Source organism: Sulfitobacter sp. 1A10359, from assembly GCF_043558145.1.
GTDB classification, from domain to species: Bacteria; Pseudomonadota; Alphaproteobacteria; order Rhodobacterales; family Rhodobacteraceae; genus Sulfitobacter; species Sulfitobacter faviae.
In genome coordinates this window covers 293,395-315,335 of record NZ_JBIFGB010000001.1, presented here as the reverse complement: position 1 = coordinate 315,335, position 21,941 = coordinate 293,395, and the positions used below count along the sequence as shown (strand labels likewise).

Sequence of the window (21,941 nt, the reverse complement as noted above, 5' to 3'; positions counted from 1 at the left end):
TGGCGATCAGTTGTTGAGCGTCGGGTGGTGCGAGGACATGCGCCCTTCGACATTGCCCAGCGGCGGGGCTTTAGCAGCTTGGTCTTTCAAGTGACGCTCCAGCAGGTCGACGTTGCGCAGCTTCGACTTCCAACCGATATCGAAAAGGTCACCGACCAGCGGGACGGAGCCGATCACATAGTCGACCCCGGTGTTCACCAGCATTTTCGCCAGTACGCTTTTCGGCGCGCCCATGCGGTGCGATTCTTTCAGGATGTAGGCCGCGGGCAGAAGGGCGAGCGTATCACCCACCACCGGCACCAGGCCCAGAATCGAATCCCATCCCATCCGCACGCCGACGATCGGCAGCTTATAGGCGCTGTCCATGCTGACGGCCAAACGGCGCAGACGGGCGAGGTCAGCTTCGTGAGAGGGGGTATGGGGTTTCATGTCTGTCCTTGCGTGTTGCTCTAGGCGGCAAACGCATGGTCCGGCCCCAAAGTTCCCCCATCCACCGGCCCCATCCGGTGCGCGGGGAGCGCCGTTCAAAGACTGGCGTAGTCGGTGATCAGCGGCGTGGGACGCTGCGGTGGTTGGGCCGAGGTGCCGTTCGGCTTCGGCGCGGGCTTCGGTTTTTGCGGTTGCGGCGTTCTGTCTAGTCGGGCCATCGGGTAGCTCCTTTGCTGCTCGCTGGGGTTTGATGTCTCTCACCCCCGCAACCAGCTTGGGCGCGGTTCGGGTCCATAAAGGGGCCAGATTGCGCCCAGAATGGGGCATTTGTTGCGATTTTGCGACGGAAGGGCCCGCATTCCCCTATGAGTTGAGAGTGAAACGCGCCTCTGCCTGCAAGGTGCCCTCTGGGGCCACCCGCCCCCGGCCGGTCAGATCGACCAGATGCGCCAGCACGTTTCGGGTGGCCGCGCCTAAAAGCGCGGCAGGTGTTTCGGTATAGATGGCGCGGGCGAGGTCCTCAGCCGTCGCGGGTCCGGCGGCCAGTGCGTCGAGGATCGACACCTCCCGCGCGCGACGATGCGCCACCAACCAGTCGAGCCGCGCGTTGGGATCGCTCACCGGGGCGCCGTGACCGGGATAGAACACCCGCCATTGCCGCGCGCCCAGCGTATCGCAGGAGGCCATGAAATCGGTCAGATCCCCATCAGGGGGCGAGACGAGGGAGGTCGCCCAGCCCATGACGTGATCCGCGGTCAGACAGGCATCCCCCCAAGCGAGGCTGATGTGGTTACCGATATGGCCCGGCGTGTGCAGCACCTTCAGCGTCCAGCCGTCCCCCTTCAGTACATCCCCATCGGCCAAAGTGTGATCAGGGCGAAACCCGTGGTCCACACCTTCGCCGCCGCCCATCAACCCCGCCTCAGCAAGCCCCTGCATCACCGTCGAACGGCCCTCCGTGGCCTCACCAAAGGCCCAGACCTCGGCCCCCGTACGCGCGGCCAGCGGGCGGGCAAGGGGGGAGTGATCCAGATGCGTATGGGTCACGATAATATGGCTGATCCGCTGCCCGGGCTGGATCGCGGCGAGAATCGCCTCAAGATGCGCGGGGCTGTCGGGGCCGGGGTCGATCACCGCCACGTCGGTTTCGCCCAACAGATAGGTATTGGTGCCGCGATAGGTCATCGGTGAGGGGTTCGGCGCCACGATCCGCCGCAGCCCGGGTTCCAAGGTTTCGGCAAGGCCAATCTCGGGGTCGAAGTTGTCGGGCGGCAGCATGGTTTCACCTTTCGCTGGGGCAGGGGGCTGGCTAAGGTCTAGCCATGAATTTTGCCTGGCTCAAACGATATGTGCCGCGCGGCATCTACGGACGTGCCGCGCTGATCCTGCTGTTACCAGTGGTGTTTTTGCAGTTGGTCGTCGTGGTAATCTTTGCGCAGAGGCATTTCGAAGGTGTCACCGGCCAGATGACCGATACGGTCCTGCGGGAACTGGAGCTGGTCATGCTGGCGGTCGGCACGGCCCCCGATGCGCAATCCGTGCCCACGGCGGTTGAGGCACGGGCGGGTCCGCTTGATTTCGTGGTGACCCCCGCCAACCGTCCGCTGCCCGAAGAAGACAGCATGCTGTGGTACGATTACTCGGGGCGCGTCCTCATCCCGCGGCTGCGCAGCAAGATGGACGGGATCGAAGCGGTCGACCTCAGCGATGACGATTTCGTCGTGCTCTATATCGAAAGCGTGCACGGGCCGCTGCGAATCCAGTTCGAGCGGCGGCGCATATCGGCCTCGAACCCGCATCAGCTCTTCGTCTACACCGTGTTTTTCGGCGTGCTTTTGAGCTATATCGCCACGATCTATCTGCGCAATCAGCTGCGCCCCATCAAACGTCTGGCCCGCGCGGCGGAGGCCTTTGGCCGGGGGCGGCATGAGCCCTATACCCCCACCGGCGCCATCGAAGTCCGCGCGGCGGGCAATGCCTTTGTCGATATGCGCGCCCGGATCGAGCGGCAGATCGAGCAACGCACGCTGATGCTCTCAGGCGTGAGCCACGACCTGCGCACGCCGCTGACCCGGATGCGCCTCGGCCTGTCGATGATCGACGAGGAGGACGCAGCCCCGCTCTTGGCCGATGTGGATGATATGCAGCGGATGCTGGACGAATTCCTGAACTTCGCCAAGGGCGCCGCCGAGGGTGTGCCTGAAGAGGTGGCCCCGCATGGTTTCGTCAGCGCCATCGTCGAAGACGCGCAGCGGGCCGGGCGCAAGGTCACGCTGCTGCCGCCCGAGGGCGCGGGCGAGGGGATCGTGAAGCTGCGCAGGGTCGCGATGCGCCGGGCGGTGGACAACCTTATTTCCAACGCCGTGCGCTATGGCACGCAGGCCGAAGTCTCGGTCATGCTGAGCGATCGCACCCTGCGCATCCGGGTCGAAGACGACGGCCCCGGCATCCCAGAAGCGCGGCGGGACGAGGCGACACGGCCTTTCTCGCGGCTTGATCCTGCGCGCAACCAGGACAAGGGCGGCGGCGTGGGGCTTGGCCTTGCCATCGCCTCCGACATCGCCCGCGCCCATGGCGGGGTGCTGCGGCTTGGGGAATCGGACCGCCTTGGCGGGCTGCGCGCCGATATCGTCATCGCGCGGTGACCCGGCGGCATGATTGTGCCGCGGGCCGGGCTTTGTCACAGTGAGGTGACCCTAATACGGAGCGCAGCGATGACCCCCTATGACATGATCAAAGCCCATCTCGAGACGGCCGTGCCCTTTGCCGCCCATGTCGGGGTGAAACTGCTCGAGATCGGAGACGGCACCGCCAGCGCCGAATTGGTGCAGCGGCATGAGACCTCGAACCACATCGGCACGCAGCACGCGGGCGCGATGTTCACACTGGGCGAAGCCGCCTCGGGGGCCGCCATGGCGGGGGCCATCGCGCCGGTGATCATGGACATGCGCCCCGTGGCGGCCATGGGGCAGATCACCTTTAAAAAGATCGCCGAAGGCACGCTAACCGCCCATGCCAAAACCTCGCGCCCCGGGTCCGACCTGCTGAGCGCGCTGCAAGAAAACGGAAAAGTCGCCTTTGACGTGGCGGTCGACATCCAGAACGAAGCGGGTGAAACGGTGGTCGAGATGCAGGTGAACTGGCACGTCAGCGCCAAACGGTGACGGCCACGAAAGGCGGGGGGCGGAAGTATGGTAGGCCCGGCAGGACTTGAACCCGCAACCAAAGCGTTATGAGCGCTCTGCTCTAACCAATTGAGCTACAGGCCCGCCATGGGCGTTTGGGTATGACGCCGCAGGCCGAGCGTCAAGACATTAGCTGCACCAAATGATTGCAGTGGGCGGCGCAATACTTTAACTCCGCGCGCAAGGGAAAATGCGCGCCGGGGGCCATGACCATGACGAAATCCGACAACGGAATCACCTATGCCGAAGCAGGCGTGGATATTGACGCAGGCAATGCGCTTGTAGAGCGGATCAAACCGGCGGCGAAATCCACCGCGCGGCCCGGTGTGATGTCCGGCCTCGGCGGCTTTGGCGCGCTGTTTGATCTCAAGGGCGCAGGCTTCACCGACCCGGTGCTGGTCGCCGCGACCGATGGCGTGGGCACCAAGTTGCGCATCGCGATTGATACGGGCAATGTCGACAGTATCGGCATCGATCTGGTCGCCATGTGTGTCAACGATCTGGTCTGTCAGGGGGCCGAGCCGCTCTTCTTCCTCGACTATTTCGCCACCGGCAAACTGGAGCTCGACAGCGCCGCGCGGATCATCGAAGGCATCGCCAAGGGCTGCGCCGATTCCGGTTGTGCCTTGATCGGCGGCGAGACGGCTGAAATGCCGGGCATGTATCACGCGGGCGACTTCGATCTCGCTGGTTTCTCGGTCGGCGCGATGGAGCGGGGAACCGAGCTGCCGCGCGACGTGAAAGAGGGCGACGTGCTCTTGGGTCTGCCGAGCGACGGGGTGCATTCCAACGGCTACAGCCTTGTGCGGAAGATCGTTGAACGGAGCGGTTTGGGCTGGGGTGACGATTGCCCATGGGGCGAAGGTGATCTCGGCAATGCGCTGCTCACACCCACGAAACTCTACGTCAAAGGCGCTGTGGCGGCTCTGCGCGCGGATGCCGTCTCGGCTCTGGCGCATATCACCGGCGGTGGCCTGACCGAGAACCTGCCGCGCGTGCTGCCCGTGGGCCTCGCCGCTGAGATCGACCTCAATACATGGGAACTGCCGCCCGTGTTCAAATGGCTGGCTGCCCAAGGCGGCATGGCCGAGGCCGAGTTGCTCAAGACCTTCAATGCCGGGATTGGCATGGTCGCCGTGGTTTCCGCCGATAAGGTCGAGGCCGCCAAAGCCGCCTTTGCCGAGGATGGCCACGCCGCCATCGAGATCGGGCGCATCACCACTGGCAATGGCGTCACCTATTCCGGCGCGCTGCTTTGACCAAGCGGGTTGCGATTTTCGTCTCGGGCGGCGGCTCCAACATGCGGGCGCTGGTCGAGGATATGACTGGCGACCATGCGGGCCGCCCCTGTCTGGTGCTGTCGAACAACGCGGATGCGGGGGGGATCGCTTGGGCGCAGGGGCAGGGGATCGCGACCGAAGTGGTCGATCACCGCCCCTTCGGCAAGGACCGCCCGGCTTTTGAGGCGGCGCTCAGCGCTGCGATTGAGGCCCATGCGCCCGACATCATTTGCCTTGCCGGTTTCATGCGCAAATTGACCGAAGGGTTCACCGATGCTTGGACGGGGCGGATGATCAACATCCACCCTTCGCTATTGCCGAAATACCGCGGGCTGCACACCCATGCCCGCGCGCTCGAGGCTGGCGATACCGAACATGGCTGCACCGTGCATGAGGTGACCGCCGCACTTGATGACGGTCCGATCCTTGGTCAGGCGCGCATCCCCGTCCTGCCCGGCGACACGGCCGAGAGTTTGGCCGAGCGGGTGCTGGTGCAGGAACACCGCCTCTACCCCGCCGTGCTGCGCCGTTTCGCCGCCGGTGGGCGAGAGCCGGTCCTGCTCACGGGCTGACGCTGGTCAAACCCTCTCGCGTGATGTACCTCTTTGGCAAAGCCCGATGACCGGGCGTGCAACATGTCAAAGAGCATATATGAAAACCATCACCACGACCGCCGACCTCGCGCAATTCTGTGAAGAGGCTGCGCGCCATGATTACGTGACCGTCGACACGGAATTCCTGCGTGAGCGGACCTATTATTCCAAACTCTGCCTTGTCCAGCTTGCCATGCCGGGTGCCGATGACAGCAACGCCGTGCTGGTCGATCCCTTGGCCGATGGCATCTCGCTTGAGCCGCTATACGATCTGTTCCGCGATACATCGGTGGTCAAGGTCTTCCACGCCGCACGGCAGGATCTCGAGATCTTCTATGTCGATGCCAAGGTCTTTCCCAAGCCGCTGTTCGACACGCAGGTCGCTGCGATGGTCTGCGGCTTTGGGGAACAGGTGGGTTATGAGACTTTGGTCCGCAAGATCGCGCATCAGTCGCTCGACAAAACCTCGCGTTTCACCGATTGGTCGCGCCGCCCGCTGACCGAGGCGCAGAAGACCTATGCGCTGGCCGACGTGACCCATCTGCGCCAAATCTACGAATTTCTGGCCCGCAAGCTTGAACAGACCGGACGCGCGCGGTGGGTGGCCGAAGAGCTTGAGACGCTGCTCAGCCCCGACACCTATGTCACCCAACCGCAGGATGCTTGGAAACGGGTCAAAACCCGGACCAATTCGCCCAAGTTTCTGGCGATCGTCCGCGAGTTGGCGGCTTTCCGTGAGGATTACGCCCGCAGCCGCAACATCCCGCGCAACCGGGTGTTCAAAGATGACGCGCTGGTCGAATTGGCGAGCCTCAAGCCCTCGAATGGCGAAGAGTTGAACCGCGCCCGGCTGCTGCTGCGCGAGGCCCGCAAAGGCGAAATTGCCGAAGGCATACTGAAAGCGGTCGCCGCAGGCGTGGCCTGCAAGCCTGCCGACATGCCCCAGCCCGACCGCAAGCGCGACAAGCTGCAAGTCAACCCGGCCTTGGCCGATCTTCTGCGCGTGCTGCTCAAGGCCAAGACCGAAAGCGCGGGCGTTGCCGCCAAGCTCATCGCCTCGGCCAGCGATCTCGACATGCTCTCGGCGGGGGAGCGTGACGTGCAGGCGCTGCGCGGCTGGCGGCATGAGGTCTTCGGTGCCGATGCGCTGCTGCTCTGCGAAGGCAAGATCGCCTTGGCCGCTGACGGAAATGACGTGAAGGCCGTCAAAGTCTGAAACGAAAAGAGCCGCCCGATCAGGGGCGGCTCTTTCTCAATAGAGGGCAGGCGGCGTCTTAGCGGCGAAAGACCAGCGCGTTCAGCTGCCCTTCGACGCGAATCTCACGCACCCCGGCCAGCATCTGATCGGTCAGGCGACGCCCGGCAATCACTTCGCGCGTGGGGCGGCTGCCTTGCGGGGTGGCCTTATCGGGGCGGACCCCTTCCAAACGATAGGTCAGAACACCGTCGACGGGCATCTCATCCGGCGTCGCGGGGGTCAGGCGCACTTTGTAGATGCCTTGGCGTGCCGCCAGCCCGGTGGCGCGCAGAATCGCACCGCCCGGCACCGGCTCGATGGTCAGATCGGTGATCTGTTCAAAGGGGCGCCCCTCATAGGTGTCGACCTCAACCGCGCGCCGCGCGAACAGCCCGCTGCGCTGCGGAATCAGGGGGTTCGTGCTCTCCGCCGGGGCGGTCTCAACCGAACGGGCGGGGCCGAACCAATTCAGCGGGTTGATGCGGCTGTCACGGACCGTGCCGCAGGCGGATACCAAAAGGGTCGAAGCCAAAAGAGCGAGGATTGTCTTGCGCATGGGAACCGCCGTTAAGTTTACTTGCCTTGTGCTACCCCATCCCGCCAGCCTTGGGAAGGGGGTGGACCTTTGCCCCTGGGCATCCTACCTGTCAGGCAATGGAATTCACCCGAAGAGAGTGCACAGATGGCCACGCCCGCCTTTGAAGAACTGGTCGAGGATTTCGAGTTTCTGGACGATTGGGAAGACCGCTATCGCCATGTGATCGACCTTGGCAAAGCGATGGAGCCGCTGCCTGAGCCGCTGCGCGTCCCCGCGACCAAGGTCGATGGCTGCGCCTCTCAGGTCTGGCTGCATGCACAGTTCGAGGGCGGGAAGCTGCATTTCGATGGCGCCAGCGATGCGATGATCGTCTCAGGGCTAATTGCGGTTTTACGCAAGCTTTACAACGGCTTGACACCTAGTGAAGTGGGCGGCGTCGATGCCAAGGCGGAACTGGCGCGGCTGGGGTTGAACGACCACCTCTCGGCGCAGCGCTCAAACGGGTTGCGCGCGATGATCGAGCGGGTGCGCGAGACGGCAGCGCAGGAAGCGTAACGCTCAGAGGGCGCGCAACGCGCTCTCCAAATCCCCGTAGCCCGTGAAGCGCCGCTCGAACGCAAGGCCAAGCCGCGCGGCGCAGTCTTGGGCTTTTTCGGTCAGCGCCGGGTCGTCCGTCTGCGCCTGATAGACCAGTTTTTCGTAATTGCCGAAATACATGTCGCGCAGCTCGGGATGCCGGTCGAGTCCCATGGGTTTGATGATGAAAGACTCAAACTGCCGCACCAGAAAATCGGTGAGGTAGAAGGTGGTGATCTCATCCTCTGAGGTTTTGGCGAAACTCTCGTTGCCCTGAAAAAAACTGTAGCAATGTGGCCCTGCGACCATCTGCACGCCCATCTCTTCGCAGGCCCGTTCCAGCCCGCCGCCCGTGCCGCAATCGGCGTAGACGACAAAGAAATCGTCATAATCCGCGCGATGTTTGGCGACCGTGTCGCGCACCGCTTGGGTGATCTTTTCCGGGTAGAGGTGATATTTTGCCGGAAGGCAGGTCAGGTCCAGATGGGTCCAACCGTTAGCGGCCTTCAAATCCAGAATCTCACGCGCCAGCGCGCCACAGGCGATTAGCAAGATACGGCCCGCGCGGGTTGGCGCGAGCCCGTCTTGGGTTAGGGTCCGATCATCTGGCAGTTTACTGTCGCTCATGGCGTCACCATCGCATGGCAGCGATGCCAACGCAAAGCAGGGAAGGTAGGTTAGGCGTTGGCAGAGTTATGTTTTCGGCCCATCCAGTCTTTCGCCGTTTCAACCGCCACGGCAGCATCGCGGCAATAGGCGTCAGCCCCGATGGCCTTGCCGAATTCTTCGTTCAGCGGCGCGCCACCCACCAGCACGATATAGTCTTCGCGCTTGCCCTGTTCGACCAGCGTGTCGATCACCACTTTCATATAGGGCATGGTCGTGGTCAGCAGGGCGGACATGCCAAGGATATCGGCCTTTTCCGCTTCGAGCGCTTCGAGATAGGCTTCAACCGCGTTGTTGATGCCCAGATCGACAACTTCGAAACCCGCGCCTTCCATCATCATGCCGACGAGGTTCTTGCCGATGTCGTGAATGTCGCCTTTGACGGTGCCGATCACCATCTTGCCCACGCGCGGCGCGCCAGTTTCCGCAAGCAGCGGCTTGAGGATGGCCATGCCGCCCTTCATCGCATTGGCAGCCAGCAGCACTTCGGGCACGAAGAGGATCCCGTCGCGGAAATCGGCGCCGACGATGGTCATGCCGCCGACAAGCGCCTTAGTCAGGATCTCATAGGGTTCCCACCCGCGGTCGAGCAGGATTTGCACCCCTTCTTCGATCTCTTCCTTGAGACCGTCATAGAGGTCATCGAACATCTGCTGGACCAGTTCTTCGTCGTCCAACTCGGCCAGGATGATATCGTCTTCTTCCGACATGGTGTTTCCTTCTGCTGGGCGTGCAGGTGCATGGCACTTGAGCCCTTGTCTCACGGAATGTTAGCGCCGGGGTCGCGGTTTGCGACATCGGCCGCGCCTTGCGCGACGCCTTGGGGGCAAACTACTGCTTTTTGCGGTGTAAGGACAAGGGTTTGCACGAGGTTACTTGCCGATGTTCGCGCAATGTTCTAACCTTCTTTCATGGATAGGGAAGACCAGCGATTCCGCGTGCTTGGCCGCGCGACGGGCAGCAATGATGCGGGCCGGTTTGAGCGTCATACCCGCGTCGCCGAAGATGACGGTTGGGCGCGTGACGAGGTGCTTCCGGTGCTGCGCACCCAGACCAGTATCGAGGTGCCGCGCCGGGTGATCACCTACAACCGCTCGCCGGATTTGCCTTTTGACCGCTCGATCAACCCCTATCGGGGCTGTGAACACGGCTGCGTTTACTGTTTCGCGCGGCCTAGCCATGCCTACCTCGGCCTGTCGCCGGGATTGGATTTCGAGACGCAGTTGATCGCCCGCCCCGAAGCCCCGGACGTTCTGGCGCGGGAACTGCGGTCGAAGCGCTATCAGGTCGCGCCCATCGCCATCGGCACCAACACCGATCCCTATCAGCCGATCGAAAAGACCCATGGCATCATGCGAGAATGTCTTGAGGTGTTATCCGCGTTCAATCACCCGGTGGCGATCGTCACCAAGGGCAGCCTGATTGAACGCGACATCGACATCTTGGACGACATGGCAGGGCGCGGATTGGCGGCGGTCGGCATTTCGGTGACCACGCTGGACGCGAAGCTGAGCCGCTTGATGGAGCCGCGCGCGCCCGCGCCGCAGCGGCGGTTGCAGGTGATCCGAAAGCTGTCGGAAGCAGGGATCCCGGTGCGGATCATGGCATCGCCTATGATCCCGGCGCTGACCGACCCGGAGTTGGAGGCGATCCTGACCGCCGGACGCGACGCCGGCGCGCGGCATGCAAGCTGGATCATGCTGCGCCTGCCGCGAGAGGTGTCGCCGCTGGTGCAAGACTGGCTCGCCACTCATTACCCCGACCGGGCCGATCGGATCATGGCGCGCTTGCGCGATATGCACGGGGGAAAGGAATACGATGCGGGCTGGCACAAGCGGATGCGGGGCGAGGGGCCATATGCGCAGATGGTGGCGCAACGTTTTGATCTGGCAATCAAACGTCTGGGACTGACCCGCGCGGGCGTGCCACTGCGCTGTGATCTGTTTCGACCGCCCTCCGAAAAGGGCGATCAATTGAGCTTATTCTGAGCCTCAGCCCCGGCGACGTCCGCGGCGCGGCGCGCGCGTCGGGCCTTGGCCATCGGTGCCATCGCTTTCGGAAGAGAAATCGCCAATCTCTTCGCGGATCTGCTCCAGCGTGGGGGCCGGGCCTTTTTCGGTGCTGTCGAGCGCTTCACGCATGGCGACCAGATGCTCGGGCAGGGTGCCACAGCAGCCGCCGATGATGCTTGCGCCTGCGTTGCGGGCCATCACCGCATAGCGCGCCATCAACTCGGGCGTGCCGTCATAGTGGATGTGGCCTTCGACGTATTTCGGGATGCCTGCATTGCCTTTCGAGATGATCGGCAGCGTGCCGTTTTTCGCGGCAAAGCCAAGCACGGTGCGCAGCAAGTCAGAGGCGCCGGTGCCGCAGTTGGCACCATAGGCCAGCGGCATGTTGTCGAGCCCATGCACCAAGTCGACCATCCCTTCGGAGGTCAGCCCCATCATCGTGCGGCCCGCGGTGTCAAAGCTCATCGTGCCACACCACGGCAGACCGGCAAGCTGGAACCCCTCAGCAGCGGCGCGGTATTCTTCGGGGGCGCTGATCGTCTCTAGCCAGCCGATATCCGCGCCACCTGTCTTGAGCCCATCGGCGGTCTCGTGGAACATCTCAACGGCGAGGGAGTGGGACAGGGTGCCCACAGGCTCCATGATCTCACCCGTGGGGCCGACGGAACCTGCAACGATCACCTTACGCTCGGCAGTATCGGCCACCTCGCGCGCCAGTTCGGCGGAGACGCGGCTCAGCTCATGCACGCGGTTCTGCGCGTCGTGCAGTTTGAGGCGGGCGGCATTGGCGCCGAAGGAATTGGTCAGGAACAGATCGCTGCCCGAATCCACCGCGAAACGATAGAGCTTGGTGATCTTGGCGGGCTCGTCGGTGTTCCACAATTCGGGCGCGTCGCCCGACATCAGCCCCATGTTGAACAGATTGGTGCCCGTGGCCCCATCGGCGAGCAATGTGCCCTTTTCAGCGAGAAGATCGGTGAATGCGTTGCTCATGGGGGCTCCTGTTGGGTCTGGGAATTTCGCCTGATGTCACGCGGGCCACTTGGGGGCAATCTCATAATATTCATCTTCATTATGAGGGCAGGCGGGAAGGCTGCGCCCCGGTGCCAAGACCGGGGCGCAGGGTGTCAGCTTGTTTCGCTCAGCAATTGCGCCTTGGCCTCGGCCATCAGACTTTGCATCTCGCCGCGGATCGTCGCCTCATCCGCGCGGTCGCCCAGATCGCCCGAGACTTTGCGATAAACGTCTTCGTCGCCCGCCTCTTCGAAATCGGATTTCACGACCTCTTTGGCATAGTCCTCGGCATCGCTGCCGGATTTGCCCAAAAGTTCAGCAGCCCAGAGACCCAGAAGCTTGTTGCGCCGCGCCTCGGCGCGGAATTGCATGTCCGCGTCGTGGGCGAACTTGCTTTCAAAGGCATTTGCACGGTCGTCAAAGTTGCTCATGGCGGGTCTCCGATTGCTGCGGTTACCCTTTCGATATGCGAACGCAGGTCCGTTCTCGCAAGTGGCGGGGCAAAGGTGGCGGGCCATGCTTGCAGCAGCGGGGTGCTTGCACTAAGAGAAGCGCAAGCGGCGGGGATGTTCCCGGCCCCCTGTTGGAAAGGATGCCCATGGCCCGGCGCAACAAGATCTACGAAGGCAAGGCAAAGATCCTCTATGAAGGTCCCGAGCCCGGTACGATCGTTCAATATTTCAAAGACGATGCCACGGCCTTTAACGCCGAGAAGAAAGCCACGATCGAAGGCAAGGGCGTGTTGAACAACCGCCTGTCCGAGTTCTTTATGACTGGCCTGAACAGCATCGGCGTGCCGACGCATTTCATCAAACGCCTGAACATGCGCGAACAGCTTGTGCGGCAGGTTGAGATCATTCCGCTGGAAGTGATCGTGCGCAACTACGCCGCCGGTTCCATGTCCAAGCGCCTTGGCATCGAAGAGGGCACGCAATTGCCGCGCCCGATTGTCGAGTATTGCTACAAGGACGACTCGCTCGGCGATCCGCTTGTGACAGAAGAGCATATCGCCGCATTCGGCTGGGCCAGCCAGCAAGATATGGACGATATCCTGAGCCTTGCGTTGCGGGTCAATGACTTCATGTCGGGCGTTATGATGGCCGTCGGCATCAAGCTGGTGGACTTCAAGATCGAGATTGGCCGCGTTTACGACGGTGATTTCCAGCGTCTGATCGTCGCCGATGAGATCAGCCCTGACAGCTGCCGCCTGTGGGACATCGAAACGGGCCAGAAGCTCGATAAAGACGTGTTCCGCCGCGATCTGGGGTCGCTCACCGATGCCTATACCGAAGTGGCCAAACGCCTTGGCGTCATGCCCAAGAACAACGCGCCGGTGACCAAGCCGACGCTGATCAACTAACGCGGCTTCGCCGTTCAATTTGCAGATGTTACAAAGGGGTGTCGCGCCATGAAAGCACGGGTGCATGTGATGCTGAAGAACGGGGTGCTCGACCCTCAGGGCGAAGCGGTTCGCCACGCGCTCGGAGCCTTGGGCTTTGACGGGGTGAACGGTGTGCGTCAGGGCAAGGTGATCGAACTTGACCTCGCCGAAGGCACCTCCGAGGCTGATGTGAACGCCATGTGCGAAAAGCTCTTGGCCAATACGGTGATCGAATCCTATTCGGTGGAGCTGGCCTGATGCACGCAGCGGTGGTTGTCTTTCCCGGGTCCAATTGCGACCGCGACCTTGCCGTGGCTTTCAAAGCCGCGGGTGCCAAGGTCTCCATGGTCTGGCACAAGGACAGCGAACTGCCGCAAGGCGTTGATATCGTGGGGATCCCCGGCGGGTTCTCCTATGGCGACTACCTGCGCTGCGGGGCCATCGCCGCGAATTCGCCGATCTGCCGCACAGTGGCCGCCCATGCGGAGCGTGGCGGCTATGTGATGGGCATCTGCAACGGTTTTCAGGTGCTGACCGAAACCGGCCTGCTGCCGGGCGCGCTGCTGCGGAACGCGGGATTGAAATACATCTGCAAGACCGTGGGTCTCAAGGTCGAGACTACGGCGAGCGATTACACCAGCGGCTACACTGCCGGTCAGGTCATCGACATTCCGATCGCCCACCACGACGGCAACTATTTCGCGGATGACGAGACGATTGCGAAACTGCGCGGCGAAGATCGAGTGGCCTTTAGCTATGCCGAGAATCCGAATGGCGCGCGCGATGACATCGCGGGCATCCTGTCGGAAAACCGCCGGGTGCTGGGCATGATGCCGCATCCTGAGCGGGCGGCGGAAGCGGCGCATGGCAATACGGATGGGGCGGCGCTCTTCCGCGCATTGACCGGTGCTTTGCAAACCGCCTGACTTGAGTGCGGCGCGCGGAGCGCGTAGGTTGCCGCGATGAGTGATACATCCGGTTCCGAAGGCAATAGCATGGCCGTATCCTGGCGGGTGCGGTTCGCCATCGCGGCGCTTATGATCCTCGCCGTGGTGACCATTTCGATCACCAACAAACTGCTGACCGACCGTTTTACCGAAAGCACCCGCAACCGCGCCGAACTGCGCATCGCGCTTTATAGCGGCAACCTGTTGGCGGAACTGCGCCAGAATGCCATCGTCCCGCAGCTTTTGGCCCGCGACCCAACCTTGATCGGGGCGCTACAAACGGCGGATTATTCCCTATCGACGCAGCGGCTTATCTCCTTCGTGGAAGAGATTGGCGCGGCCTCTTTGATGCTTTATGACATCGACGGGCGTACCGTTGCGGCGACCGACCGCAACCGTTTGGGCTCTGCGCATAAATCCGAGCCCTATTTCGTGGACGCCATCCGCTCCAACGCGACGATCTTTTCGACGATTGAGCGGGAGCAGGGCGGCTATCGTTTCCTCTATTCGCGGCGCATGCAGTCGGGCGGCACGACCCTTGGCGTGATCGCGGTCGAGGTCGACTTGCAGAAGTTCGAACGCGCATGGGCCGGGATTTCCGATGCGGTGATTGTCATGGACAGCACCGGGCAGATCATCCTCGCCACCGAGCCGCGCTGGCGTGGCCTGACCGAACCCGAAGCCTTGGCCAACCACACGCCGCAAAGCGCCATTGAGCGCGCCATCCAAGCCACCACCGATTGGACCGCGCTGCCGCCCGATGCCTATTTGCAGGGCGAAGCGGTGATGCGTCTGGAAAACCGGATTCCGTTCCGGGGCTGGCGGATGAGCAGCTACACCACCTATGCTTCCGTGCGCGAAAAGGTGAACGGGGTGCTGGCGCTTGAGGTGATGGGCTTTGCGATCCTGCTGGCCTTGGCGTTCTACTTCCTCAGCCGCCGCACGGCCGGAAGGCTGGCGATCTTCCAACGGGAATCGGCAAAACTCAGGGCGCTGAACCTTGCCCTGCAACGTGAGATTGCCGAACGAAAGCGCGTGCAACAGACCCTTGCCGTGGCCGAACAAACGCTTGAACAGTCATCGAAACTCGCCGCCTTGGGCGAGATGTCCGCCGCCGTCAGTCATGAGTTGAACCAACCGCTTGCCGCGATGAAGACCTATTTGGCGGGCGCGCGGTTGTTGCTCAACCGCAACCGGCAGGATGAGGCGCTGTCGTCCTTTGGGCGGATCGACGATCTGATCGAACGGATGGGTGCGATCACCCGGCAGCTGAAATCCTATGCCCGCAAGGGGCAGGAGGCTTTCTCTCCGGTCGACATGGGCGCGGCGCTGGCATCGTCCCTGTCGATGATGGAGCCGCAATTGCGCCAGCGACAGGTCCAGATCAGCCGTATTCTACCCGATAATCCCGTCATGGTGATGGGAGACCGTATGCGGATCGAACAAGTTATGGTAAACCTGTTAAGAAACGCATTAGACGCAACAAAATCGGAACGAAACCCTCAGGTGGACATTATACTATCAGCGGGGGAGACGGCGACATTGACCGTGCGCGACAATGGCCCGGGGATCGAAGACTTGGACGCGCTGTTCGAACCTTTCTACACGACCAAACAGCCCGGCGATGGCGTTGGGCTGGGTCTTGCTATTTCATCGGGGATCGTCAACGACCTCGGCGGGAGGCTGACGGCGCGCAACGGACAGAACGGTGGCGCTGTATTTGAAATGCAGCTGCCCATATTGGCAGATGAAACGAAGATAGAAGCGGCGGAGTGAACGCATGGCTCAGGCAATGAAAATCGCGATTGTAGATGACGAACAGGACATGCGGCAGTCGATCAGCCAGTGGCTGGCCCTTTCGGGCTATGACACGGAAACTTTCGGCAGCGCCGAGGACGCGCTCAAGACATTGGGGCCGGATTACCCGGGCATCGTCATTTCCGACATCAAGATGCCGGGCATGGACGGGATGCAATTTCTGAAAAAGCTGATGGGTAGCGACTCGGCCCTGCCGGTCATCATGATCACCGGCCATGGCGATGTGCCGATGGCGGTTGAGGCGATGCGGGTGGGCGCGTTCGATTTCCTCGAAAAGCCCTTCAACCCCGACCGGATGAGCGAGTTGGCCAAGAAAGCCACCAACGCGCGGCGGCTGGTCATGGACAACCGCGCGCTGCGGCGTGAACTGTCCGACGGCGGCCAGTTGATGAAAAAGCTGATCGGCCAATCCCCGGTGATGGAGCGCCTGCGCGAGGATATTCTCGATCTGGGGCAGGCCGATGGGCATGTGCTGATCGACGGGGAGACCGGGACGGGCAAGACTTTGGTCGCCCATGCGCTGCACGCCGTAGGCTCGCGGGCGGGCAAGAAATTCGTGCTCGTCTCCTGCGGTGCCTTGGAGGAAGAAGCGCTGGCCAAACGGCTTTTCGGCCCGATGCAGCCCGAAGACGCGCAACTGCCTGCTATCGAAGAAGCCCGTGGCGGCACGCTGGTCTTGGAGGATATCGAAGCGCTGTCTGAGCAACTCCAAGCCCGGCTGCTGAGCGCGATCAACGAGCAAGGCACCCCGGCGGAGACGCGGATTGTCGCCATCTCGAATTTGCAAGAGGCAGGGCGCACGTCGGAAGACGCGCTGCGCTCGGACCTGTTTTATCGTCTGGCGGCCCTGCGCATCACCGTGCCCCCGCTGCGCCAACGGGGCGAAGATATTTTGACGCTCTTTACTCGGTTGAGCGATCAATTCGCGGATGAATACGGTTGCGAGGCGCCTCAGGTCAGCGCGCAAGAGGCGGCACAACTGTTGCAGGCGCCTTGGCCCGGCAACGTGCGTCAACTCATCAACGTGGCCGAACGCGCCGTACTGCAATCGCGCCGCGGCTCGGGCACCATTGCCTCGCTGTTGATGAGTGACCATGACGAAATGCAGCCGGTGATGACCACCGAGGGCAAGCCGCTGAAGGAATATGTCGAAGCCTTTGAGCGTATGTTGATCGACAACACCATGCGCCGCCACAAGGGCTCGATCGCCAGCGTGATGGACGAGCTCTGCCTGCCGCGCCGGACGTTGAACGAGAAGATGGCGAAATACGGGTTGCAGCGGTCAGATTACCTCTGACCGCGCCCCACAAGCAGCGCGGCTTAACCGTTGCGCTGCTCTGCGATCTCGACCGCTTTGCCATTCGGATCGGTGATGCAAGACCAGCTCGCCGCGCCGGGCACATCTATGATATGGCGGTAAAGCTCAACGACCGGACGGGTGGTGTTAATCGCAACCCCCGCCGCTTCGGTTTGCTGGGCCACCGCAGAGATACAGCTTTTCTGCCCGCGCAATTCCGCCAGCGCTGCGGGGTCGTCGGCCACGGCGATCTCATCACAGGCGGTGAGGCCCAGAAGGGTCAGGCAAAGCGCGGGGCGCAGAAATTTAGGCATGAAAGCGGTCCTTTGAAACTCTGGGCCGCATCGGCGGCAAGGCAATTCTATGGTGTCGCCCGGCGACAGCCGCCGCGACAGTCTGAATGTTTCCAAGCCCATGCGCCTTGTCAACCGACCGGGGATAAAGCGCATTTGACTGTTGCTCATTCGATTGACCATTGTGTTTCACCCCGTAAAGCCCTTAACTAGCCGGATAAGTCCCGTAACGCCCGACCGGCGTGGGGTGACTTTTGACAGTTTCGCTGCCGTGCCAGCCCGACACCGGGGGGCCAGCAGACCGATTGGGCCGGAAACGGCCGAAGAACCGCTGATATTCGCGAGGGTTAGCCCGACCGAAGCACAGCTAATTAATGGATGGGAGAGGCCGCAGAGCCCTCGCATCGGAGAAGAACCGCGATGACGCGCGCAGATGCTCAGAGCAGACAGATGGGGGCCATTCGTGGCCCTGCTGTTGCCGCGTCCTCCATCGCCCTGACAAGTCACACCTCCCAGCCCGAAGCCCCGCCAGGGGCCTTTTGTGCGCGGGTGCTGTGCATAATGGATCTATGTCTAAGAAAATGCTTATCGATGCCACCCACGCCGAGGAAACTCGGGTCGTGGTTGTGGACGGAAACAAGGTCGAAGAATTCGATTTTGAATCGGAAAATAAACGCCAGCTTGCTGGCAATATCTATCTAGCCAAGGTTACACGGGTCGAACCGTCGCTTCAGGCGGCCTTTGTCGACTATGGCGGCAACCGTCACGGTTTCCTCGCTTTCTCGGAAATTCACCCCGATTATTACCAGATTCCCGTGGCCGACCGTCAGGCGCTGCTGGAAGAAGAGCGCGCCTATGCCGAAGCGCAGGCCGCCAAGGATGACGAGGAAGAAAAACCTAAGCGGACGCGCTCGCGGTCGCGCAGCCGGTCGAAAAGCCAAGCGGCCGAGACCAACAGCGATGATGCCGTAGCCACCGCCGAGGTCGCCGAGGACAACAGCGATCAGATCGCGGGCATGGAAACCGTCGATCTCGACATTGAAGAGGGCAGCTCGCCCATGGAGCGGGTCGGGGAGACGCCGGTCGAAGAGCCCGAGAATGATGCGGCGGAGGGCGATGTCGCCAAGGCCGAGGACGCGGCCCCCGCCAAGGCGGATGACGCGGCAAAGGCCGAGGATGCCGACGCCAAGGATGACGCGCAGGCCGACGGTGAGGACGCCGATGGCGAAGACGACAATGGCAGCGATGCCACGGCGAAGGACGATTCCATCGAATCCGTCGCCGATGAGGACGACAGCGAAGACATCCGCCCCGTGCGCAAACCGCGCCCGCGCCGCTACAAGATTCAAGAAGTCATCAAGGTCCGCCAGATCCTGCTGGTGCAGGTCGTCAAGGAAGAGCGCGGCAATAAGGGTGCGGCGCTGACCACCTACCTCAGCCTCGCCGGTCGTTACTGCGTGCTAATGCCCAACACGGCCCGTGGGGGCGGCATCAGCCGCAAGATCACCAATGCCGCCGACCGCAAGAAGCTGAAAGAGATCGCGACCGAGATTGAGGTGCCGAAAGGTGCCGGCCTCATCGTGCGCACAGCCGGGGCGAAACGCACAAAGGCCGAGATCAAGCGCGATTACGAATACCTCCAGCGTCTCTGGGAGCAGATCCGCGAGCTGACGCTGAAGTCCATCGCGCCTGCCAAAATCTACGAAGAAGGCGACCTGATCAAACGCTCGATCCGCGACCTCTACAACCGCGAGATCGACGAGATTCACGTCGAGGGCGAGCGTGGCTACCGCATCGCCAAGGACTTCATGAAGATGATCATGCCGTCCCACGCCAAGAACGTGAAGCTCTACAACGAGAGCCTGCCGCTCTTCGCCCGCTATCAGGTGGAAAGCTACCTCTCGGGCATGTTCAACCCCACGGTGCAACTGCCCTCGGGCGGCTATATCGTGATCGGCGTGACCGAAGCGCTGGTGGCGATCGACGTGAACTCCGGCCGGGCCACCAAGGAAGGCTCGATCGAGCAGACCGCGCTCAAGACCAACCTTGAAGCCGCCGATGAGGTCGCACGCCAGCTGCGTCTGCGTGACCTTGCCGGGCTCATCGTGATCGACTTCATCGACATGGACGAGCGCAAGAACAACGCCGCCGTCGAAAAGCGCATGAAGGACCGGCTCAAGACCGACCGCGCGCGGATTCAAGTGGGCCGCATCTCGGGCTTTGGCCTGATGGAAATGTCGCGCCAGCGCCTGCGCCCCGGCATGATCGAGGCGACAACCCAGCCTTGCCACGCCTGCCACGGCACCGGCCTCGTGCGCTCGGACGACAACCTCGCCCTGTCGATCATCCGTCAGATCGAAGAAGAGGGCACCCGCCGCCGCTCCCGCGAGGTATTGGTGCGGGCGCCCGTGGGCATCGCCAACTTCCTGATGAACCAAAAGCGCGAGCATATCGCCCATATCGAAATGCGCTATGGCATGTCCGTGCGGATCGAAGGCGATCCGTCGTTGGTGAGCCCTGACTTCCACATCGAGAAGTTCAAGACGGCCACCCGCACCGTGCCGCCCGTCTCGGATCACGTCGTCTCGGTCGATACTTCCCTAATGGATCAGATCGATGAGGATGAGAGCGCCGCCGAGGCCGAAGAGGCCCCCGCCGCACAGGACGCCAGCCCCTCCGACAACGGGAACGGCAATGGCAATGGTGAAGAGGGCGAGGGCAAATCCAAGCGCCGCCGCCGCCGTCGCCGCAGCCGGGGTGGCCGTGGCCGCAATGGCAATGGCGATCAGCAGAACGGTGCAGAGGATCAAAACGGTGCTCAGCAGCAGGACGAGGCGAAATCGGACGAGGGCGAGAAAACCGCGCCGGTAGAGGCGGAAGCCCCGCAAGCCGAAGCGGATGCCGCGCCTGCTGCCGAGGAGAAGCCCAAGCCGAAATCCCGCAGCCGCTCGCGCAAGCCCAAGGCCGAAATCGCTCCCGAAGCGGAACCCGCGCCCGAAGCCCTTGCCGCCGCAGAAGGCGAAGCGCCGAAAGTCAGCGCCGAGGCCGAAGGGGAGGAGGCCCCCAAGCCCAAGGCCAAGCGCAGCCGTCGGACCAAGAAACCCGCAGCCGAAGCGGCGGAAGAGACCGTGAGCGCAGACGCCGTGGCAAGTGAGGAAGAGGCCGCAGCCGCGCCGAAGCCCAAGCGCCGCAGCCGGGCCAAGGCCAAGCCGGTCGAGCCGGTCGCCGAAGCCACGCCCGATGCAATGGCCGAAGCCCTGCCGAGTGAAGCGCCCATCGCGGCCCCGTCACCTGAGACGGCGACGCCTGTCGCGGAAGCGCCTCAACCTGAGCCGCAGCCCGCCGCCGCGCCGCAGCCGGTCGAGGCCGAGGCACCCGCTGCCGAAACCGCTCCCGAGCCGGTCGCGGAAAAGGTCGAAGAGCAGCCCACTGAAAAGCCCAAGCCCAAACGGCGCGGCTGGTGGTCGCTGGGCAGCTAAAGCGCTCTAGATAACGGAAACGGCGGGCTTGAGAGCCCGCCGTTTTCAGTTTGGCAATAGGGTAAGAAAGACGGCGCGACCGCGCCCGCTCAGCCGCCCTTGGTGATGATGTAAAGCTCTGCCGCGCCCTCGGTCCGGGTTTCAGTCAGCTGATGGCCCGCCTCGGCACAAAAATGCGGCACGTCGATCACCGCGGCGGGGTCATCCGCCGTCATGTGAAGCTGATCGCCCGGCGCCAGCGCGGCCAGTCGTTTGCGTGCCTTCAGCACGGGCAGGGGGCAGAGAAGCCCCGTGGCATCCAGTTTTTCGATCTTCATAAGATCAGTTAAGCCAAGCCGGTCCCGAGGTCCACGATCTTGTGACAATATGACAGGTGACGCCGGGGCCATGTCGGTCTAGGAGTCGGTCATGTTTGAAATAAGCCTCCTCGACGCCGGGATCCTGCCGGCCATGACCATCGCCCTTGTCGCCGGGATTTTCAGCTTCCTGTCGCCCTGCGTGCTGCCCATCGTGCCGCCCTATCTGGCCTATATGGGGGGCGTGTCGATCAATGACATGTCGAGCCAATCCAGCGCGCGGCGGCGGGCGGTGGTGGCGGCGCTGTTCTTCGTGCTGGGGCTAAGCACCGTTTTCGTGCTCTTGGGCTTCACCGCCTCGGCCTTTGGGATGTTCTTTCTCCAGAATCAGGCGCTTTTCGCTAAGATTTCCGGCGTGGTGATCATTGTCTTTGGCCTGCATTTCATCGGCCTTTTCCGCATTCCCTTTCTGGACCAGGAGGCACGGTTGGACGCGGGCGATAAAGGCGGCTCCAGCTTTGGTGCCTATGTTCTGGGGCTGGCTTTCGCCTTTGGCTGGACGCCCTGTATCGGCCCGCAGCTTGGCGCGATCCTGTCGCTCGCGGCAAGCGAGGCTTCCGTCTCTCGCGGTACGCTTTTGCTGGGCGTCTATGCGGCAGGGCTGGGGATTCCGTTCCTGCTGGCCGCGATGTTCATCACCCGCGCCATGACGCTGATGAACCGGATCAAACCGCATATGAAGCTGATTGAGCGGATCATGGGGGGGCTTCTTGTGCTCGTCGGGCTGGCTTTGCTGACCGGTGCCTTCACCGCCTTCTCCTTCTGGCTGCTCGAAACCTTCCCGATCCTCGCAACCGTGGGTTAAGCCTTATTCTCGCCCCGAATTACGGCTAGACTCTG

Annotated in this window: 24 protein-coding genes and 1 tRNA gene; 14 read left to right on the top strand and 11 right to left on the bottom strand. The window is 62.5% G+C overall.

The window, feature by feature from the left end; translation table 11 throughout:
- Positions 1 to 6: 6 nt before the first annotated feature.
- The 3 genes from ACGYK2_RS01570 to ACGYK2_RS01560 all read right to left on the bottom strand — a co-directional run bounded on the left by ACGYK2_RS01570 (position 7) and on the right by ACGYK2_RS01560 (position 1,707).
- Positions 7 to 429: a DUF4112 domain-containing protein gene (locus ACGYK2_RS01570; RefSeq protein WP_271687216.1), complete on the bottom strand. Its 423-nt coding sequence runs from the start codon at positions 427 to 429 to the stop codon at positions 7 to 9.
- A gap of 95 nt (positions 430 to 524) precedes the next feature.
- A complete protein-coding gene (locus tag ACGYK2_RS01565) occupies positions 525 to 647 on the bottom strand; it encodes a hypothetical protein (RefSeq protein WP_269451603.1) in 123 nt (40 codons plus the stop codon).
- 145 nt (positions 648 to 792) lie between these two features.
- A complete protein-coding gene (locus ACGYK2_RS01560) occupies positions 793 to 1,707 on the bottom strand; it encodes an MBL fold metallo-hydrolase (protein WP_271687219.1) in 915 nt (304 codons plus the stop codon).
- 44 nt (positions 1,708 to 1,751) lie between these two features.
- On the opposite strand from ACGYK2_RS01560, the gene ACGYK2_RS01555 reads away from it, so the two are divergent.
- Together ACGYK2_RS01555 and ACGYK2_RS01550 are read left to right on the top strand one after the other, a co-directional pair.
- Positions 1,752 to 3,074, top strand: coding sequence for an ATP-binding protein (locus ACGYK2_RS01555; protein WP_271687221.1), 1,323 nt, complete (start codon positions 1,752 to 1,754; stop codon positions 3,072 to 3,074).
- A 69-nt stretch (positions 3,075 to 3,143) separates the two neighbouring features.
- Positions 3,144 to 3,593 (top strand): DUF4442 domain-containing protein, encoded by a 450-nt coding sequence (locus tag ACGYK2_RS01550; RefSeq protein WP_276154405.1) that lies wholly within the window; start codon positions 3,144 to 3,146, stop codon positions 3,591 to 3,593.
- Positions 3,594 to 3,621: 28 nt separating this feature from the next.
- Here the strand turns inward: ACGYK2_RS01550 and ACGYK2_RS01545 are convergent.
- Positions 3,622 to 3,698: transfer RNA gene (locus ACGYK2_RS01545), tRNA-Ile, on the bottom strand.
- 128 nt (positions 3,699 to 3,826) lie between these two features.
- On the opposite strand from ACGYK2_RS01545, the gene purM reads away from it, so the two are divergent.
- The 3 genes from purM to rnd all read left to right on the top strand — a co-directional run bounded on the left by purM (position 3,827) and on the right by rnd (position 6,703).
- On the top strand, positions 3,827 to 4,873 hold the full coding sequence (gene purM / locus ACGYK2_RS01540; protein ID WP_271687223.1) for a phosphoribosylformylglycinamidine cyclo-ligase: 1,047 nt from the start codon (positions 3,827 to 3,829) through the stop codon (positions 4,871 to 4,873).
- Positions 4,870 to 5,466 (top strand): phosphoribosylglycinamide formyltransferase, encoded by a 597-nt coding sequence (gene purN, locus ACGYK2_RS01535; RefSeq protein ID WP_271687225.1) that lies wholly within the window; start codon positions 4,870 to 4,872, stop codon positions 5,464 to 5,466. Before purM ends, purN begins: the two co-directional genes overlap by 4 nt.
- 79 nt (positions 5,467 to 5,545) lie before the next feature.
- Positions 5,546 to 6,703: a ribonuclease D gene (rnd, locus tag ACGYK2_RS01530; RefSeq protein ID WP_271687226.1), complete on the top strand. Its 1,158-nt coding sequence runs from the start codon at positions 5,546 to 5,548 to the stop codon at positions 6,701 to 6,703.
- A gap of 58 nt (positions 6,704 to 6,761) precedes the next feature.
- On the opposite strand, the gene ACGYK2_RS01525 is transcribed toward rnd, so the two are convergent.
- Complete coding sequence (locus ACGYK2_RS01525; protein ID WP_271687227.1) at positions 6,762 to 7,280, bottom strand: hypothetical protein; 519 nt, start codon at positions 7,278 to 7,280, stop codon at positions 6,762 to 6,764.
- 126 nt (positions 7,281 to 7,406) lie between these two features.
- On the opposite strand from ACGYK2_RS01525, the gene ACGYK2_RS01520 reads away from it, so the two are divergent.
- A complete protein-coding gene (locus tag ACGYK2_RS01520) occupies positions 7,407 to 7,817 on the top strand; it encodes a SufE family protein (RefSeq protein ID WP_067266648.1) in 411 nt (136 codons plus the stop codon).
- 3 nt (positions 7,818 to 7,820) lie between these two features.
- Here the strand turns inward: ACGYK2_RS01520 and ACGYK2_RS01515 are convergent, their stop codons facing one another.
- Together ACGYK2_RS01515 and ACGYK2_RS01510 are read right to left on the bottom strand one after the other, a co-directional pair.
- Positions 7,821 to 8,465: a DUF1638 domain-containing protein gene (locus tag ACGYK2_RS01515; RefSeq protein WP_271687228.1), complete on the bottom strand. Its 645-nt coding sequence runs from the start codon at positions 8,463 to 8,465 to the stop codon at positions 7,821 to 7,823.
- Between the two features lie 50 nt (positions 8,466 to 8,515).
- Positions 8,516 to 9,214 carry a B12-binding domain-containing protein gene (locus tag ACGYK2_RS01510; protein ID WP_271687229.1) on the bottom strand — a complete coding sequence of 233 codons (699 nt, stop codon included), beginning with the start codon at positions 9,212 to 9,214 and terminating at the stop codon, positions 8,516 to 8,518.
- A 201-nt stretch (positions 9,215 to 9,415) separates the two neighbouring features.
- Here ACGYK2_RS01510 and ACGYK2_RS01505 point away from each other — a divergent pair, with 201 nt between their 5' ends.
- Positions 9,416 to 10,492 carry a PA0069 family radical SAM protein gene (locus ACGYK2_RS01505; protein ID WP_271687230.1) on the top strand — a complete coding sequence of 359 codons (1,077 nt, stop codon included), beginning with the start codon at positions 9,416 to 9,418 and terminating at the stop codon, positions 10,490 to 10,492.
- A gap of 3 nt (positions 10,493 to 10,495) precedes the next feature.
- Here ACGYK2_RS01505 and bmt read toward each other — a convergent pair whose 3' ends face one another.
- Both bmt and ACGYK2_RS01495 read right to left on the bottom strand, forming a co-directional pair.
- The gene (gene bmt, locus ACGYK2_RS01500) at positions 10,496 to 11,509 is read right to left on the bottom strand and encodes a betaine--homocysteine S-methyltransferase (RefSeq protein WP_271687231.1); all 1,014 of its coding nucleotides are present in this window, start codon (positions 11,507 to 11,509) and stop codon (positions 10,496 to 10,498) included.
- Between the two features lie 134 nt (positions 11,510 to 11,643).
- Positions 11,644 to 11,961 carry a DUF1476 domain-containing protein gene (locus tag ACGYK2_RS01495; RefSeq protein ID WP_271687232.1) on the bottom strand — a complete coding sequence of 106 codons (318 nt, stop codon included), beginning with the start codon at positions 11,959 to 11,961 and terminating at the stop codon, positions 11,644 to 11,646.
- Between the two features lie 167 nt (positions 11,962 to 12,128).
- Here ACGYK2_RS01495 and purC point away from each other — a divergent pair, with 167 nt between their 5' ends.
- The 5 genes from purC to ACGYK2_RS01470 are packed head-to-tail and all read left to right on the top strand — an operon-like array spanning position 12,129 to position 16,973.
- The gene (gene purC, locus ACGYK2_RS01490) at positions 12,129 to 12,890 is read left to right on the top strand and encodes a phosphoribosylaminoimidazolesuccinocarboxamide synthase (RefSeq protein WP_067266657.1); all 762 of its coding nucleotides are present in this window, start codon (positions 12,129 to 12,131) and stop codon (positions 12,888 to 12,890) included.
- A gap of 48 nt (positions 12,891 to 12,938) precedes the next feature.
- A complete protein-coding gene (gene purS, locus ACGYK2_RS01485; protein WP_067266658.1) occupies positions 12,939 to 13,169 on the top strand; it encodes a phosphoribosylformylglycinamidine synthase subunit PurS in 231 nt (76 codons plus the stop codon).
- The gene (purQ, locus tag ACGYK2_RS01480) at positions 13,169 to 13,837 is read left to right on the top strand and encodes a phosphoribosylformylglycinamidine synthase subunit PurQ (protein WP_271687233.1); all 669 of its coding nucleotides are present in this window, start codon (positions 13,169 to 13,171) and stop codon (positions 13,835 to 13,837) included. Before purS ends, purQ begins: the two co-directional genes overlap by 1 nt.
- Before the next feature lie 36 nt (positions 13,838 to 13,873).
- The gene (locus ACGYK2_RS01475; RefSeq protein WP_067266661.1) at positions 13,874 to 15,634 is read left to right on the top strand and encodes an ATP-binding protein; all 1,761 of its coding nucleotides are present in this window, start codon (positions 13,874 to 13,876) and stop codon (positions 15,632 to 15,634) included.
- Between the two features lie 4 nt (positions 15,635 to 15,638).
- On the top strand, positions 15,639 to 16,973 hold the full coding sequence (locus ACGYK2_RS01470) for a sigma-54 dependent transcriptional regulator (protein ID WP_067266663.1): 1,335 nt from the start codon (positions 15,639 to 15,641) through the stop codon (positions 16,971 to 16,973).
- A gap of 23 nt (positions 16,974 to 16,996) precedes the next feature.
- Here ACGYK2_RS01470 and ACGYK2_RS01465 read toward each other — a convergent pair whose 3' ends face one another.
- Positions 16,997 to 17,287, bottom strand: a complete 291-nt coding sequence (locus ACGYK2_RS01465) for a hypothetical protein (protein ID WP_271687234.1) — start codon at positions 17,285 to 17,287, stop codon at positions 16,997 to 16,999.
- A gap of 548 nt (positions 17,288 to 17,835) precedes the next feature.
- Here ACGYK2_RS01465 and ACGYK2_RS01460 point away from each other — a divergent pair.
- Positions 17,836 to 20,745: a ribonuclease E/G gene (locus ACGYK2_RS01460; protein ID WP_271687235.1), complete on the top strand. Its 2,910-nt coding sequence runs from the start codon at positions 17,836 to 17,838 to the stop codon at positions 20,743 to 20,745.
- 89 nt (positions 20,746 to 20,834) lie between these two features.
- Here ACGYK2_RS01460 and ACGYK2_RS01455 read toward each other — a convergent pair whose 3' ends face one another.
- The gene (locus ACGYK2_RS01455) at positions 20,835 to 21,062 is read right to left on the bottom strand and encodes a sulfurtransferase TusA family protein (RefSeq protein ID WP_067266668.1); all 228 of its coding nucleotides are present in this window, start codon (positions 21,060 to 21,062) and stop codon (positions 20,835 to 20,837) included.
- 91 nt (positions 21,063 to 21,153) lie between these two features.
- Here ACGYK2_RS01455 and ACGYK2_RS01450 point away from each other — a divergent pair, with 91 nt between their 5' ends.
- A complete protein-coding gene (locus ACGYK2_RS01450; RefSeq protein WP_271687236.1) occupies positions 21,154 to 21,906 on the top strand; it encodes a cytochrome c biogenesis CcdA family protein in 753 nt (250 codons plus the stop codon).
- The last annotated feature ends 35 nt before the right edge of the window (positions 21,907 to 21,941 follow it).